16 protein-coding genes are annotated in these 15,187 nt (G+C 62.5%); 7 read left to right on the top strand and 9 right to left on the bottom strand.

The window, feature by feature from the left end; genetic code table 11:
- Window positions 1-202: 202 nt before the first annotated feature.
- A complete protein-coding gene (locus tag HMPREF3162_RS03655) occupies window positions 203-574 on the top strand; it encodes a nuclear transport factor 2 family protein (protein WP_070574684.1) in 372 nt (123 codons plus the stop codon).
- A gap of 190 nt (window positions 575-764) precedes the next feature.
- Here the strand turns inward: HMPREF3162_RS03655 and HMPREF3162_RS03650 are convergent, their stop codons facing one another.
- The 5 genes from HMPREF3162_RS03650 to HMPREF3162_RS03630 form a co-directional block, all read right to left on the bottom strand.
- Window positions 765-1,712, bottom strand: coding sequence for a 3-hydroxyacyl-CoA dehydrogenase NAD-binding domain-containing protein (locus HMPREF3162_RS03650; RefSeq protein ID WP_070574686.1), 948 nt, complete (start codon window positions 1,710-1,712; stop codon window positions 765-767).
- Window positions 1,712-3,187, bottom strand: a complete 1,476-nt coding sequence (locus tag HMPREF3162_RS03645; RefSeq protein ID WP_070574687.1) for a peptide MFS transporter — start codon at window positions 3,185-3,187, stop codon at window positions 1,712-1,714. Before HMPREF3162_RS03645 ends, HMPREF3162_RS03650 begins: the two co-directional genes overlap by 1 nt.
- Before the next feature lie 123 nt (window positions 3,188-3,310).
- Window positions 3,311-4,963 carry a long-chain-fatty-acid--CoA ligase gene (locus HMPREF3162_RS03640; RefSeq protein ID WP_070574689.1) on the bottom strand — a complete coding sequence of 551 codons (1,653 nt, stop codon included), beginning with the start codon at window positions 4,961-4,963 and terminating at the stop codon, window positions 3,311-3,313.
- Window positions 4,964-5,135: 172 nt separating this feature from the next.
- Window positions 5,136-5,684, bottom strand: a complete 549-nt coding sequence (locus tag HMPREF3162_RS03635; RefSeq protein ID WP_070574691.1) for a GNAT family N-acetyltransferase — start codon at window positions 5,682-5,684, stop codon at window positions 5,136-5,138.
- Window positions 5,681-6,640 carry an ornithine cyclodeaminase family protein gene (locus HMPREF3162_RS03630; protein WP_141750213.1) on the bottom strand — a complete coding sequence of 320 codons (960 nt, stop codon included), beginning with the start codon at window positions 6,638-6,640 and terminating at the stop codon, window positions 5,681-5,683. Before HMPREF3162_RS03630 ends, HMPREF3162_RS03635 begins: the two co-directional genes overlap by 4 nt.
- A 109-nt stretch (window positions 6,641-6,749) precedes the next feature.
- Here HMPREF3162_RS03630 and HMPREF3162_RS03625 point away from each other — a divergent pair, with 109 nt between their 5' ends.
- On the top strand, window positions 6,750-7,031 hold the full coding sequence (locus tag HMPREF3162_RS03625) for a GNAT family N-acetyltransferase (RefSeq protein ID WP_070574695.1): 282 nt from the start codon (window positions 6,750-6,752) through the stop codon (window positions 7,029-7,031).
- A gap of 173 nt (window positions 7,032-7,204) precedes the next feature.
- Window positions 7,205-8,662 (top strand): NAD-dependent succinate-semialdehyde dehydrogenase, encoded by a 1,458-nt coding sequence (locus HMPREF3162_RS03620; RefSeq protein ID WP_070574697.1) that lies wholly within the window; start codon window positions 7,205-7,207, stop codon window positions 8,660-8,662.
- Window positions 8,663-8,822: 160 nt separating this feature from the next.
- On the opposite strand, the gene HMPREF3162_RS03615 is transcribed toward HMPREF3162_RS03620, so the two are convergent.
- From HMPREF3162_RS03615 to galU, 4 genes are all read right to left on the bottom strand, one after another.
- Complete coding sequence (locus tag HMPREF3162_RS03615) at window positions 8,823-9,953, bottom strand: hypothetical protein (RefSeq protein WP_070776938.1); 1,131 nt, start codon at window positions 9,951-9,953, stop codon at window positions 8,823-8,825.
- 207 nt (window positions 9,954-10,160) lie between these two features.
- Window positions 10,161-10,832 (bottom strand): GNAT family N-acetyltransferase, encoded by a 672-nt coding sequence (locus tag HMPREF3162_RS03610; RefSeq protein WP_070776937.1) that lies wholly within the window; start codon window positions 10,830-10,832, stop codon window positions 10,161-10,163.
- Between the two features lie 48 nt (window positions 10,833-10,880).
- Window positions 10,881-11,486, bottom strand: coding sequence for a hypothetical protein (locus tag HMPREF3162_RS03605; RefSeq protein ID WP_070574702.1), 606 nt, complete (start codon window positions 11,484-11,486; stop codon window positions 10,881-10,883).
- Between the two features lie 105 nt (window positions 11,487-11,591).
- The gene (gene galU, locus HMPREF3162_RS03600) at window positions 11,592-12,506 is read right to left on the bottom strand and encodes a UTP--glucose-1-phosphate uridylyltransferase GalU (RefSeq protein WP_070776936.1); all 915 of its coding nucleotides are present in this window, start codon (window positions 12,504-12,506) and stop codon (window positions 11,592-11,594) included.
- Window positions 12,507-12,550: 44 nt separating this feature from the next.
- Here galU and HMPREF3162_RS03595 point away from each other — a divergent pair, with 44 nt between their 5' ends.
- The 4 genes from HMPREF3162_RS03595 to mscL all read left to right on the top strand — a co-directional run bounded on the left by HMPREF3162_RS03595 (window position 12,551) and on the right by mscL (window position 15,110).
- Complete coding sequence (locus HMPREF3162_RS03595) at window positions 12,551-13,246, top strand: 5-formyltetrahydrofolate cyclo-ligase (protein ID WP_070776935.1); 696 nt, start codon at window positions 12,551-12,553, stop codon at window positions 13,244-13,246.
- A gap of 146 nt (window positions 13,247-13,392) precedes the next feature.
- Window positions 13,393-13,599 (top strand): FmdB family zinc ribbon protein, encoded by a 207-nt coding sequence (locus HMPREF3162_RS03590; RefSeq protein WP_070574707.1) that lies wholly within the window; start codon window positions 13,393-13,395, stop codon window positions 13,597-13,599.
- Window positions 13,600-13,729: 130 nt separating this feature from the next.
- Window positions 13,730-14,407 carry an SAF domain-containing protein gene (locus HMPREF3162_RS03585; protein ID WP_083304169.1) on the top strand — a complete coding sequence of 226 codons (678 nt, stop codon included), beginning with the start codon at window positions 13,730-13,732 and terminating at the stop codon, window positions 14,405-14,407.
- A gap of 238 nt (window positions 14,408-14,645) precedes the next feature.
- Window positions 14,646-15,110: a large conductance mechanosensitive channel protein MscL gene (gene mscL, locus HMPREF3162_RS03580; protein WP_070574711.1), complete on the top strand. Its 465-nt coding sequence runs from the start codon at window positions 14,646-14,648 to the stop codon at window positions 15,108-15,110.
- The last annotated feature ends 77 nt before the right edge of the window (window positions 15,111-15,187 follow it).

Here is a 15,187-nt window from a genome sequence, read left to right as displayed (position 1 = left end):
CACTGCGGCTGCTGGAATCTGAGTGTCTGTTCGCCGACTCCGACATAAGAGCGCTCCTTTGCGTTCGTGTGCTGGTTCACAGTTATCGTAGAGAACACACAGCCGGAGGGCGAAAACTCCGGTGAGGACACCTGTCGCAGAAACGTGTCTGCAGCGTGTCTGCGCACGCATGTTGCAATGACGCCACACGAAAGGACGGACCATGACCGCCGAACTCTCCCCCGCCGATGTTGAAGCTCTCGTCCGTCGGTACTACACAACCGTCGATGCCGGTGACGACAACGCCACCGCAGACCTCTTCGCCGCTGACGGCACGTACGACCGGCCCGGCTACGACACCATGGTCGGTGAAGACATCCGCCGGTTCTACCTGGAAGACCGCGTGATCGAATCTGGTGAACACACGCTGTTGGACATCATTGTCAGCGGAAGCCAGGCGGCTTCCCGCGGCGAATTCAACGGCAAGCTCAAAGACGGTTCAGACGCGCACGAAGGCTTCGCCGACTTCTTCGTCTTCAACGCCGACGGCACAATCGCCAAGCGCACCAGCTACTTCTACCGCGCCGCAGTGTGAGGTGTGAGGTGGGTTCGGCCCACAACTCCGCCGGTGCTGCTAAAAGTTACTCTGCCGTCTAGTCGGAAGAACGAGGCAAAAACGCACGGATCGCCTCAATATTCCACCTAGAATGCAGATTCCCTCGCCGGGCAGAAGAAACCGGCCCGGCGAGGGAATCTGACGGTTAAGCGAAGCCCATGCCCGGCCGTCAACGCCCCGCGGCTCTCGCACGTAGGATCGCGTTTTGGATTTCGTCGCGGCGAACAGCGATCGACTCCTCAGGCGGCATGCCGTAGGCAGCTTCAGTCTGCTCGAAAACCTCGGTCATACCTTCCATAGACATGTCCGGCTCAGGCAGATCGATCTGTGCGAAGCTCGGCCCAATGTGCTCGATCAGCCCTCGCAGACCAGCCTTGCCGCCGCCTAAGTGCAGGCCTTCAAACGGCCCAACCGCAGCCCAACGGATGCCCAGTGAATTGCGTACAGCAGCATCGAGATCTTCAACATCCACAACACCGCTCTGCACCAGGTGCACAGCTTCACGCAGCACCGCATTCTGCAGTCGGTTGCCCACAAAGCCGCGCGCTTCCTTCTTCAGCACAATCGGCTCACGGCCCACACCGCGATAGAACTCGACAGCTGTCTGCACCGCGGCGTCCGAGGTTTTCGGCGAAGGCACGACTTCCACCAGCGGCATGATGTGCGGCGGGTTGAACGGGTGCCCCACCAGCAGGCGGGCAGCGACATCGTCCGGCAGCTCGGCAGCGGTCACCGATGCCGGGATCGCCGACGAACTCGACGCAAACACCGCCTGCGCCGACGCATGCTGGGCAGCTGCGGCGAAGAGTTCGCGCTTCACATCGACACGCTCCGGGCCGCATTCCTGGACGAAATCAGCTCCCGAGGTGGCATCTGCCAGGGGATCTTCCCCCTCCGCAGCCCGCACGGAACCGGCCGAAACCGAACCAGCCCCAGCCGGCACCTCGTCAGCCTCACCCGAACCAGACCCAGCCTCAGCCAACTCGGCAGAAAACCCCGAAACGATCTCCCCGAGATCCTCCCGAGGATCGCTCAGAACAACTTCGTGGCCGTGAGAGGCAAACAGCTTGGCCCACGACTGGCCGATAACACCAGCACCGATAACAGCGATCTTCATCAGCGAACACCCTTCATGAGTTTGGTGACGGGTTTGGCCGCGGCCAGCACAGCGGCGCCGAACACCAGAGCGGCAATGCCGTGCCACATCCAGTACGGCAGCTGGTTGTCCACCGCGTAGAAGCGGGAGGTCACACCGGCAAGCGACGTTCCGACACCGGAGGCCAGGAAGAACAGGGCGATCATCTGCGAGCGGAACACTCTGGGAGCCAAACGGCTGGCGGCGGAAAGCCCGATGGGTGAGATCAGCAGTTCGGCAATGACGAACAGCATCAGCAAGAAGATCATGTAGAGCAAGGGTGTGCGCGCCCCGCCGGTGCCGCTGGCAGAGAACGGAATGAACAGCAGGAACGCGACACCGATCAGCAGCAGCGAAAGACCGGCTTTGACCATGGTCGAGGGCTGCTTGTCACCCATGCGTAGCCACAGGGCCGACGTTCCCATCGACAGCAGGATCACCCACGCTGCGGGAATGAGCGTCACCCATGCAATCGGCATTTCCCAGCCGAACACCGCCCGGTTGAGGCTTTCATCGGAGTACACAACCAGCACGCCGAAGATCTGCTGGTACAGCGCCCAGAAGACCACGGAAGCCAAGAAGAACGGAATGAATGCAAACACGCGCGATCGCTCAACAGCCGTGACCTGCTTGCTGGTGGTCATAATCGTGAAGTACACGATCGCAGCGAAGGCAGAAACCCCGGCAATCCACGTGGAGATATTCGACACCGTCAGCCAGCCGAAAGCCACAACGGCCCAAATGGCCAGCACAACCGCCACGACGGCCGCCGGCAGAATCCACAGCTTGTTGCGCGGAAGAGGGTTGACCGTTCTGCGCGAATCCGCCGGCAGGTTCTTCCGGCCGGTCATGTAGGCAAGCAGGCCGAGCGCCATACCGACCGCGGCGGCACCGAAGCCGATGTGGAAGCCAATCCGATCCTGCAGCAGACCCACAATCAGCGGACCCAGCAGAGCACCGATGTTGATGCCCAGGTAGAACAGCGAGAACCCGGCATCGCGCCGCGGGTCCTTTTCCGAATACAGCGTGCCGACAATCGCCGAAGCAGTCGCCTTCAGACCACCCGAACCGAGTGCCACCAGCCCCGTACCGATGAGCACACCGGCAAAGTCCGGCACAATCGCCAACGCCACGTGGCCTGCCACGATGATGATCGCGCTGCTGAACAGCACCCGCTCGGAGCTGAGCACGCGGTCGGCAATCCAGGAACCCAGAATGGTCGCCAGGAACACCGCCCCGCCATAGGCGCCGACAAACGCGGTGGCAACCGTTTTGGAGTAGCCCAAACCGCCGTCGGCAACCGAGAAGTACAGGTAGATCGCCAGGATCCCCTGCATGCCGTAATACGAAAACCGCTCCCACATCTCCAAGCCGAACAGCTGGGCGAGCGGAAGCGGGTGGCCGAAGAAGCGAGTATCCGCTTGGACTTCGTCAGAACTCTTTGCTGGGGTTTTCATCACTCCACCAGCGTAGAGGACAACAGAGCACGAGGCGCCGCTGAACTTCCCGACCACCGCACCTTAGGTGGGGTGCAGCTGGGAGGCAGGCGGCGCCTCGTGAAGGAGAAGACGCTGGTCAGATCAGCTGTTTGCTTCGTCCCAGTCCTCGCGCAGGACCTTCTTGTCGAGCTTGCCGACAGAGGTGCGGGGCAGCTCTTCGGCAATGATGATCTTGTCCGGCAGCTGCCACTTGGCAAAACGGTCCTTGAGAACCGCGATGATCATGTCGTCCGTGACTTCCTTGCCGGGGCGAGGCACAACGAAAGCGACGGGACGTTCGTCGAACCGGGCATCCGCCACACCGATGACAGCGGCTTCGAGGACAGCCGGTTCATCGAGGATCGCGTTTTCCATGTCGATCGAGCTGATCCACTCACCGCCGGACTTGATGACGTCCTTCAGGCGGTCAGTGATCTTGCGGTGACCCGACGGCAGGATGACCGCGACATCGCCCGAACGCCACCAGCCGTCCATGAAGCGGTCGTCGTTGTCATCGAGCTTGTAGTACGACTCCGTGATCCAGGGGCCGCGCATAATGATCTCGCCGTTGGACTTGCCGTCGTGCGGAACATCCTCGCCAGTGGGGTCGACCACACGGGACTCGACACCCAGCAGCGGCACACCCTGGGCACGGCGGATGTCCCACTGTTCGTCCTCCGACAGGTCATGCAGCCACGGCGGCAGCTGCCAGTTGATCGACGCCAACGGGGACGTTTCCGTCGCACCGTAGCCGTGGATGACATAGGCGCCGGTCAGTTCTTTAAAGCCCTTCATGAGCGCAACAGGAGGTTCGGTCGAACCGGCGATCATGCGGGTGCGCGACAGATCCGGCGGAGTGTCCAGTGAACGGAAGTACTCAAGAATCGGCGCAAACAGTGCAGGCGCACCGTTCGTGACGGTTACGCCCTCCCGGGCAATCGCCTCGGCCACCGGCCCGATGTCCGTTGCCGAGAACATACCCGGCAGAACGAGCTTCGCTGCGGCACCCATCGCCGCCTGCGGGAAGCCCCACGACAGCACGTGGAACATCGGCGTAAACGGCATAGCAACATCAGTGAAGTCGATCTTGAGGTTGCTGATGACCGCCATGGTGTGCAGGTACATGGAACGGTGCGAATAGTAGACGCCCTTCGGACGTCCCGTGGTGCCTGTGGTGTACCCCGCGTAGCAGGCCGTGGTCTCTTCAACCTGCTGGAATTCGTAGTCATCGCCGTGTTCTTCGGCAGCCTCAGCCAGCAGGTCCTCGTAGAAGTAGGCGTTGGGCAGGTTGTGCTCAACTTCCGATGATGGCTTGTCCGTCATGATGACGAAGCCCTTGACGTAGCTGGCCTTGGCAATCGCTTCGGCAATCGGCAGGAGGGTTTCGTCAATGAAGATCCACTCGGCGTTCGAGTGGTTCACGACGTACTGAATGTCTGTCGGCGCCAGGCGGATGTTGATCTGCAGCATGGTCGCCGCAAGTGCGGGGATGCCGAAGTAGAGCTCGAAGTGGCGCAGCGAGTTCCAGTCGGCAACACCGACCATCGTGCCCGGGCCGATGCCCAACTTGTCCAAAGCGTGCGCCAAGTGGCTGACCCGCTTGCCGAATTCACCGTACGTCGTGTTGTGCCACTGGCCGTCAACGGTGCGGTGGGTGATGACCTGCTGCGGGAAGTTGTTCACCGCGTGCCGCATCAGAGTGGTGGTGTTCAGCTGGTAGCTGTCACCGAGAGTCGAAGGGATTCCTTTGAGCATGTGTCCTCGCTTCCTGTGGGAACAGCGTCCCGCCGAACAGGCCGAAAAGCAGCCGCCAGCCCACTTCTATGTGGGCCGAAGGCTGACGCACAGGTCTGTCCGGCGGATGGCTACTGATGAGTCTAAACCTATTTCCGAACCCGCTGTGCACCCGATCACATAGTCTTCAGGTTCAGGACAGCGGCTTCGTGAGCACTGCGAATTCGAGGTCGTCGCACTTGGGAACCCCAAAGCGCTCCTGACCGTAGGGGAACGGCTCGGTCTGCCCCGTGCGGACATAGCCGCGGCGCTCATAGAAGGCGATGAGCTCCGCGCGCTTGCTGATGACCGTCATCCGCATGGCCGTCGTGCCCCACTGACGCTGAGCATAGGATTCGGCGAAGGCCATGAGCTCTTTGCCCACCCCGCTGCCCTGCGCGTCAGGAGACACGGCGAACGTGCCGAAATACGCGACACCGTCGCCTTCATCGGCAAGCGTCACGGTAGCCAGCGGAGAGCGGGGACCTGCAGGCGCCTGGTCATCTGATGGGAAGGCGACCAGAACAGTCGAGGTGCCGATCATGTCCTCGACCATGGGCAGATCGACCCGCTGCCCGCCCAGAAGATCAGCCTCCGTCGTCCACCCGGAGCGCGAGCGCTCGCCACGGTAAGCAGATTCGATCAGTTCTACCAGCGCGGGAGCGTCGCCCAGTTCGGCGCGGCGGACTACAAGACGGCTCACTTGTCAGCCTCCCCGCGCACGCCGCGGTATGCCAGGCCTGCCACGACAATGTCTTCCCAGCCTTGGCCGACTGTCTTCCACACAAAGGGGCGATCGTCGGGAATGCGGGCCCCAGCGGAGTTCACGATGTCGCTGAACGACAGAACCTCATCCCAGGTCAGGTGGCCTTCTTCAACCGCCTGGTGAACGTCCCCGGCTTCACGTCTGCCGTTGTCGAGAGCTTCCACGCCGACGGTCGAACGGCCCAACAGTTCGCCGGGAAGTTCACGGGCGTCCAACAGGTGAGAGCCCATCGCGACGACAACCGCGTCATCGCGCACGTGGACATCCTCCAGCAGGGGTTCAGAGGCGCCGGTCGCCGTGACAATAAAACCGGCCCGCTGGACAGCGGCAACAGCTTCAGGGCTGTTGGACGTTGCTTCAGTGAAGTCGATGCCGAACTCCGCAGCCTTTTCGGCAACCCTCTGCGCTTTGCCCTCACCGCGAACAACCGCGGTGATCGAGGTCAGCGGCACGGTAGCCAGTGCGGCCTCAATGTGAGCGGCAGCCTGCGCTCCCCCACCGAAGATCACCATCGCAGCACCCTCTGCGAAGCGGCGCTGCAGCACGTCTTTCACCCCGGCCATTGACAAAGCGGGAGTGCGCAGCTCAGTGATCGCGGCACCGTCGACAGTCGCCAGCGGAGTCTGCGTTTGGCCGTCGAACAGCAGAACACTGCCCTGAATTGTCGCCAGGCCGCGGTCGGCGTTCTCCGGGGTGACAGTCAGCACCTTGATGCCCACGAAATCGCCGACAGCGCTGGGCATGAAGAGAAATTGGCCGTTGGGAAGATCAGCCGATGTACGCGGCAGGCAGGTTTCCGGATCATAGCCTCCGCGCAGAGCTTCGCGCATGCCGTCGCGCGCCTGAGCTGACGACACGGTCGACAGCAGGGTTTCGGCGTCGATGTTCAACAAGGAAACCTCCCACGGGTTTGAGTATCCGGGTTTGCATGTGCTGGTCACCACTGTAGACGGAATAAGCTGAGCGCCTCACCTCGTTTCGACGAGTGAGGAAGGGAGACCCATGACGAACGTCAACGTAGAACACCAGCGCGAGAACAAGCGCTACGTCGGATTCATCGACGGCGAAGAAGCAGGTTTCGCCGCCTACAGCGAAAACGGCACCCACCGCGACTTCTTCCAAACCGTCACCCACGACGGCTACACCGGAAAAGGAGTCGCCGGCCAGATCGTAGGCCACGCGCTCAGCGAATCAGTCAACGACGGGTTTACGTTCACGCCTTCATGCAGCTACATCGAGCACTACATCGGAAAGCACCCCGAATACGCCGAACACGTCAAATGACGCACACACCCGCGAACGGCCGGTGAGCACAGCGGAACCGGGCCGTGGACAGGGTGGTGAGCGGCGCCTCGTCAGCTGTTGAGTGCAGGCGCTGACCAGCAAAAAAGGGGAAGCCGAACGGCACCCCGGGCGCATACACTGGCACAGGAGCAAAGAGAAAGGACGGCTCAAGCATGGACGCACAGTCGATCATCGACAAGGTCAACACGGGACTGTTCATCGACGGGCAGTGGCGCGACGCCGAAACCGGCGACACCATCGACGTCATCAACCCCGCCACCGGGAAAGTCATTGCGAAGGTTGCCGACGGCAGCGAAAAGGACGCGCAGGACGCCATCGAAGCAGCTGGCCGCGCCCAGAAGTCGTGGGCGGCAACCCCGCCGCGCGAACGCGGTGAAATCCTGCGTCGCGCTTTCGAGCTGCTCATGGAACGACAGGATGAAATCGGTGCGGTCATGACCGCTGAAATGGGCAAATCGCTCACCGAAGCCAAGGGCGAAGTGGCCTACGGCGCCGAATTCTTCCGCTGGTTCTCCGAAGAGGCCGTGCGCGTCGGCGGTGACTACATGAAGTCCACCGACGGCAAAAACCGCCTCATGATCTCCAAGGAGCCGGTTGGCCCGTGCATCCTGGTCACGCCGTGGAACTTCCCGCTGGCCATGGGCACCCGCAAGATCGGACCCGCACTGGCAGCAGGCTGCACCGTTGTGCTCAAGCCCGCGCAGCTGACCCCGCTGACTTCGTTCATGCTCACGGAAGTGCTCATCGAAGCCGGTGTTCCCGCGGGCGTGGTCAACGTCGTCACGTCGAGCTCGGCCCGCCGCGTGGTCACCCCGTGGATGGAATCCGGAATTGCGCGCAAGATCTCCTTCACCGGATCCACCGATGTCGGCAAGAACCTGTTGAAGCAGGCGGCCGACAACGTGCTCAAGACCTCTATGGAGCTCGGCGGCAACGCACCGTTCATCGTGTGTGAAGACGCTGACCTCGACAAAGCGGTCGACGGGGCAATGCAGGCGAAGCTGCGCAACATCGGCGAAGCCTGCACGTCGGCCAACCGACTGATCATCCACTCGTCCGTGGCGGATGAATTCGCCAAGCGGATGGCTGAGCGCATGAGCACGCTCAAGGTCGGCAACGGGCTTGAGGAAGGCGTTGACATCGGGCCGCTGGTTGAAGAAAAGGCACTCGACAAGGTTGCTGAGCTGGTGGATGAGGCCGTTTCCGCCGGTGCGACCGTCGTCACCGGCGGCAAGCGCATTGAAGGCGACGGCTTCTTCTACGAGCCGACCGTTCTGACGAACATCCCCGCCGGTGTTGCCATCAACCACGAAGAGATCTTCGGACCGGTTGCCCCGATCTACACCTTCGACAGTGAAGACGAGGCCATCGAGATGGCCAACGCCACCGAATTCGGGCTGTCGTCGTACCTCTACACGGAGAACCTGGAGAAGGCCCTGCGTCTGTCCGAGCAGATCGAAGCCGGAATGGTCGGCCTCAACACCGGCCTCGTTTCCAACCCGGCCGCCCCCTTCGGCGGGGTCAAGGAATCCGGTCTGGGACGCGAAGGTTCGCAGTTCGGCATCGACGAATACCTCGAAATCAAGTACGTTGCCACGCCCGTCGGCTGATTGCTCAGCGCGCACTTCTGCAGATCAGGGCGCATATGGAGGCGATTTTTGCCTCCGGATGCGCCCTGATCTGCACACCACCCGGCGTGCAGGACGCTGAAATACTGAAGCCTCGCACGGTGATAGAACCGGGCGAGGCTTCAGCAGTTGAGTTCAGAGATCAGGCGCGGCGGCGAGCCAGCAGATCGTTGACCTTTGCATAGGCGGCGTCCTCAGCAGCACGCGACACAGCGCCCAGCTGCGCGGTCTGCTTGTCGGCACGGATTGCCTTCCGCCCGTGTTTCAGGGCCGCAGTGCCGTCATCTTCCTTTGCCGCATCGACCAGTTCGGGAACAGTGCCGTCGGCCGCCGCGAAGTGTTCGGCGGCGGATTCGCGTTCTGCAGGTGAGCCTTCAGCTTTCTGCGCATCGCCTGCGGCATCCTGCGCGGCTTTCTCACCAGCCTCCCGAGCCACCTTGACGTACGTGGGCTCCGGCACCGGGCGAGGCGCAAACTCAGCACTCGCCACGACCTCTCGGGTGCGCTGAACACCAGTTGAGACAACTGGGATTTCGCCGGTCGGAGCTTCGAGGTCCAACACCTCTCGGCCTGCAGCATCGTTGCGGCGCGCAGAGCTGGCCGCCAAGCGACGCGCGTCCTCAGCACGGGCTTCGCTATTGTCTCCGCTATCGCGAAAAGCAGGCTTTGAATCCGACGAGGCGGCAGTCGCCTTGTCTTTCTGCGCGGGCGTCTGCCGGCTCACCTTGGCCGAGGAAGGCTCAGCTTTCACCGTCGGCGTGGGCTCAGCGGTGCGGGTCTTCTGCGCAGTGCGCGCCGGCTGCGCGGCCGGGGCAGCTTTTACGGTCGGGGCAGCTTTTGCTGCGGGCGCAGGTTTGCCGGTTCCAGCCTGAGCACCGGCAGTCCGACCGGCAGCACCCTGCGAACCAGCCACCCGATCAGCAGCGCGACCGGCGGGAGCTGAACGACGCTCGACTGCGCTTTCGGAGGCTTCGCCGTTGATGGCTATGACAACCAGCACGCAGCTGAGCGCCATGGCTGTGCTGAGCACGGGAACCGCCCAGGTCAGAGCCGTGAACAGGGAAAAGAAGAACGTGACGATCGTTGTGAGGCTGAAGAGCAGAAAACCGATTCCGAGCGCGCGTCGCACATTGCGCGTGTCCACACCGGCTGCAGCGTCGCCGTTGCCAGCACCACGGTGTGCTGACGCACCGCTGTGAGTCGAAGCAGCATTCTGCGCGCCGCGTGCAGATTCCCGAGTGCTGCGCGGCTGCGATGAGCTGTGTGAATTCATAGATGTGTCCGTCCGGCGCCGTTTTCGCTGATCATCCAGAACACAACAATATGCAGACCCCTTATTGGGTGGGGGATGCTTTGCGGTGTGTCTGTCACATTGTCAGCGTCTATTCACATTCACGGCCCCGCACTGCCTGCCAGCACGCTTTTCCCAACTGCCGAGGCACCAGCCGAGCTCCGCCTGCCCACTCACCTTCAGGGCGCCTCACCCATCTGCCCACCCGCGGTCACGGGTGTAGAGGCTGGTCAGCCCGGTGGGCACCTCGTCAGCAAGCAGGGCGTAAGAGCGGTGATCCGCCCACTTTCCCGCAATGTGCATGTACCCTCGGCGCACACCCTCAAACCGAAATCCCAGCTTTTCGACAACGCGGAGGCTCTTGGCGTTTTCGGGTCGAATGTTGATCTCCACCCGGTGCAGCCCCAGCTCAAAGAAACAGGCGTCGACAGTCATAGCCACAGCAAGCGGAACGAGCCCCCGCCCCGCCATGCGCGAATCAATCCAATAGCCGATCTGCGCTGAGCCGATCGACCCCCACTGAATATCCGAAACGCTCACCTGCCCGCGAAAACTCCCGGCAATCTCAATGGCAAACGGGAGCGCCTCTCCCCTTCTGGCCCGTGCTTTCAATGCCCGGCGCATAAAGTGAAACGCGGTGCGCTCCTCCTTAAGGGCCGCTCGGAGATCCGGATCGGAAGACTGCTCGTCAAGGCTGCTCGCCGCCCAGGCCGCAGAACCGCCGGGCACGGAAGCCCCGGGCAGAGTTGCGTCCCACGGTCTGAGCCAATCGCGATTAGCCACCCGAACCTCGGCAAAGGCCGCAGCGTCAGAGCGCTTGAGCGCCCGCAGAACCAAGCTCTGCGGGCCCACCAGTCGCATCGGCCACCACGGAGCACCCACGCCTCTCAGCCCCACAGCGCCGCGCGCTTAAGCATCACCCTCGTCATCCGGGGTGACAGGGCGCGGCATCTGAAGGATCGAAGCACCGCCGGAGGGTTCATTTCCGGGCCCGCTGCGAGATTCACCGCGCAGACGATCAGAGGGCCCGCCCGGCCCAGTGTCGCTGTCGCGCTGCTCCAACAGCTGGGAGTACAGCGGAAGCAGTTCGGACATGACGGAAGCTGCCACCGCCTCGTCAGCGGGCAGGGCAATAGCGAGTGTCGTGCCGACCCATCCAACCCACGGGGCCGTGAACAGCACGTGAGCAGCCCCGTGACGGCGAGCGGAATCGAAGATGATCGCCTGCAGCCCCGGCAGCGGCGTGTCGGTGAACTGTGACAGAGCGCCGGCCACATCCATGCTGTCATCGGCGCTGAGCCCTCCGACCAGCACGAGCAGATCCGCCGAATCAGCAAAGGCATCGCACAGCGGCCCCACACCGGCAACATCCGGCAGGAGTGCTTCGATGGAGTCAAAACCGGCGCTTTCGAGCTCTTCGTGCACGGAGGTCGCCGCCTGCGCTGCCAGCGAATCGCCCCCGAGCGGCGCAACCGCAGCACTTCTGTGAGGCGGCTGCCACTGACCCGCAGTCATCAGAGAACCTCCCGGATGCCGATTGGGCATGAGCGCACAGCGGCAGAAGCGCGCATTGGCATGCTCATCTGCGCATCTGGGGCAGCGCCTGCCGCATCACCCTTCTCAGTCAAGGGCGCTCACGTAGTCGCGCAGCCAGTCGTTGAGGTCTTTGCCCAGGTCATCGCGGCGGCCGGCGAGGGTGACAACAGCTTTGAGATAACTGAGCTTGTCGCCCGTGTCATAGCGGTCGCCTGAGAACACAACGCCGTAGACACCATTCGAAGACGGGTCTTCCGCCAGTGTCTGCAAAGCGTCGGTCAACTGGATCTCACCGCCGCGGCCAGGTGGGGTCTGCGCCAGCACGGGGAAGATCTCCGGTGCGAGCACATAGCGTCCGATGACTGCGAAGTTCGACGGGGCTTCTTCCGCTGCCGGCTTTTCAACCAGACCGGTGATCTTGACGGCCGAATCAACTTCCAGACCTTCAACAGCAGCATCTTCAACCGCTGCGCAGCCGTACAGGCTGACGTCTTCCGGGGGCACCGCCATGAGCGCGACAACTGAACCGCCCGTAGCTTCCTGCACCTTGATCATGGTCGGCAGAATGGGGTTGTTCGTGTCAATGAGGTCATCGCCCAGAAGCACGGCAAAAGGTTCGTCACCCACGTGCTGCTCGGCTTTGAGAACGGCGTGGCCCAGGCCCTTGGGATCTCCCTGGCGCACATAGTGAACATCCGCCAGCGTGCTGGCCTTCTGGACTTTTTCCAGTTTGGCGTCATCGCCTTTTGCCCGCAGTGTTTCTTCCAGCCCGTCAACCCGGTCGAAGTGGTCCTCCAGCGGCCGCTTGTTGCGCCCGGTGATCATGAGAACGTCGTTCAGCCCCGCATCGACGACTTCTTCGACGACGTACTGGATGGCGGGCTTGTCAACCACCGGAAGCATTTCCTTGGGGATGGCCTTCGTGGCCGGGAGGAAACGGGTACCGAGTCCGGCAACCGGAATAACAGCTTTGCGGACTTTTCGCTCAGGGTTCTTCATGCGGTCATTCTAAGCTGTAACAGATGAACGGAAGGTGAGCGACGATGGACCACAGCATCAAAGCCGCTCTGCGCGACGATGTGCGGAAAACCCGCAGGTCAGCCAGCCTTGCTGCGGCATCCGCACAGAAGCGGCTGGCACGCGCGACCGCTCGACTCATCGCCGGTCGTCCTGCCGTCGTCGCCTACGCGGCACTGCCCGGCGAACCCAACCTCGATTCCGCGCTGAATGCCCACATGCACGACGGCGGCACCGTGTTCCTGCCCGTCACCCGCCCGAATAGGCCGCTCACCTGGGGGCGAGCTCCCGGCCGCATGGACCTCCCACCGCGGGGCAAGTGGCACATTCGCGAACCCCGCGAAGAGCTCACCACCGCGCAGCTGGCCGAACACCTGCTCGACCTCACCCAACCTGCCAGCGTGGATTCCAAAGAGAACCGGGCCGGCGCCTCGGAAACTTCCGGGCCTGAGCGCGGTGCGCTCCCCCAGGACAGACCGCATGCTCCGCTCGTGCTGGTTCCGGGCCTACGGTTCGGTGCCGACGGCACCCGGCTGGGCAACGGCGGCGGGTTCTATGACCGCACTTTCGGGCCGCAGGGGCAGGCTGCCGCTCTGGCTCACGAGGTGCCGCTGACCGGAGTCTGCTTCTCTTGGGAGTTCGGCGGTCGCCTGGCGGCAGAGGAATGGGACCTCACCGTTCAGTCGGTCCTGACGGAAGACGGGCTGCGCACAGCCGAATAGTCGGTGCGGCACTCGCAGGAGCCTTGGCGGGCGGCGGAGTTCGGGGGGGGTGCGGCGGGTGCGGCGGGTTCTGCGCATGCGCGGCTGGCTATACTTTCTGGGTCGGTCACACGGGCCGCAACAGCCCACCGTCAAGGAAAGAACACATGCCCACGTACTCCTACTCCTGTAAGAACTGCGGTCACAGCTTCGACATCCACCAGGGTTTCAACGACGATGCCCTGACAACATGCCCCGAATGCGGGCAAGACCAGCTGCGCAAAGTGTTCGGTTCACTCGGGGTGTCGTTTAAGGGTTCGGGGTTCTACCGCAACGATTCTCGCGGCTCATCTGACGGAGGCTCCGGGGACTGACGCCGCTGCTGCGGGGATTCGCAGCAATAGCAGCTCTTTCGCGACGATTGCGGAACAGCAGCGCGGCACTGTAGGTCACAGTTGCTCTTTTTTCCGTGTGTCACTTACCTCCGCGGCACACACTTGGGGCATGTCTGAACGCCTCGCCTCTCTTCGTCGAACAGTGCGGTCGCACCGAATGGTCATCGCTCCGCTGCTCGTGGGCCTTGCCACCCTGATTGCCGTCTGGACCGTCATTCCGCAAACATCCGGCAAGCCCGTCGTGGTTGCCGCCACAAACCTGGCGGCGGGAACAGAAATCACATCTGCCGACCTCGACGTTCGCACTTTTCCTCCCGCCCTCATTCCCGAAAGCGCACACAGTTCCATCGAGACAGTCGTCGGATCGCACGCTTCCGGATCACTGTCTGCCGGTGCACCCGTCACTGACAATGCCCTGTTGGAAAAGACAACAGCCCCAGACGGGACAGTCCTCGTGCCGGTGACCGCCGCTGACCCGGCATCGGCCTCAATCATCCAGACCGGCAGCAGAGTGCGCGTCTACTCTGCCCATGGCGATGGCCGCATAGGGCCGGACAGTCCAGGCCCGACTGGGGAATCAGACGGGGCAGGCGGTGCCGGACCCAAGGCGCTGACACGCAGCGGTGCGGCGGTCGTTCAGTCAGCCGTTGTCACCGGAATATCCCGTCCGGCAGGCAATGCGCTTGCTGACGACAAGCTGGTCTTCACACTGGCCGTCACCCCGGACGAAGCCGCGGAACTGGCGACAATACCGCCGGACATGCTGAGCTTCGCGATCGTCCAGTAACTCCAATAGCCGCTGCGCTCGGGGCTCTGCAGCACTGCTCAGCCGACGGCACAGTGCCCGCTCTGCAAGCACGTGCAGCAGGATCGGAAGCACAGAATAGGCGCGCTATGTGACAGATTCCACCCATTAATGGCGAGGCAACCTGCCTAATGGACAGGTTTTCTGCCTAAAATCGGTACGTATCTGTTACAAACAGTGTCCTACTTAACTCAAAAACAGGACCGCGAAAGGGAAAACCATGCTCAAAGGGTTCCGCGACTTTATTCTGCGCGGCAACGTTGTCGAACTGGCAACCGCTGTCATCGTCGGTGCTGCATTCACCGCAATCGTCGAAGCCATATCGACCAAGCTCATCCAGCCGCTGCTGGCCGTTGCGGGCCCGCCGGACATGGAAGGCCTCGGCTTTGAGATCGTCTCCGGCAACAAGGCCACCTTCATGGACTTCGGTGCTGTTATCACCGCGGCCATCAACTTCATCATCGTCGCTGCCATCGTCTACTTCGTCATCATCGTCCCGATGAACAAGCTCAACGAAATGCGCAACACCGGCGACCTCGAAGACGAAGACGTTCCGCCCACTCAGGAAGAACTCCTCACCGAAATCCGCGACCTGCTCGCAGGCCGTTCGATTGCCGGCGAACCTGCCGCAGAAGGCAACAACATCAACTTCAACAACGGTCCGGACGTCCCTCCCCGTCACTGAGATCAGCGGGATCAGCGCAGCCAGCTGACATCCCGATCAGCACAAAAGGCTGATGCCCCAAGCCGCGGCTTGGGGCA

Source organism: Brevibacterium sp. HMSC07C04, from assembly GCF_001815905.1.
In the GTDB taxonomy this organism is placed as follows: Bacteria; Actinomycetota; Actinomycetes; order Actinomycetales; family Brevibacteriaceae; genus Brevibacterium.
The sequence above is the reverse complement of the archived record's forward strand: the minus strand, read 5'-3'. Positions and strand labels throughout refer to the sequence as shown.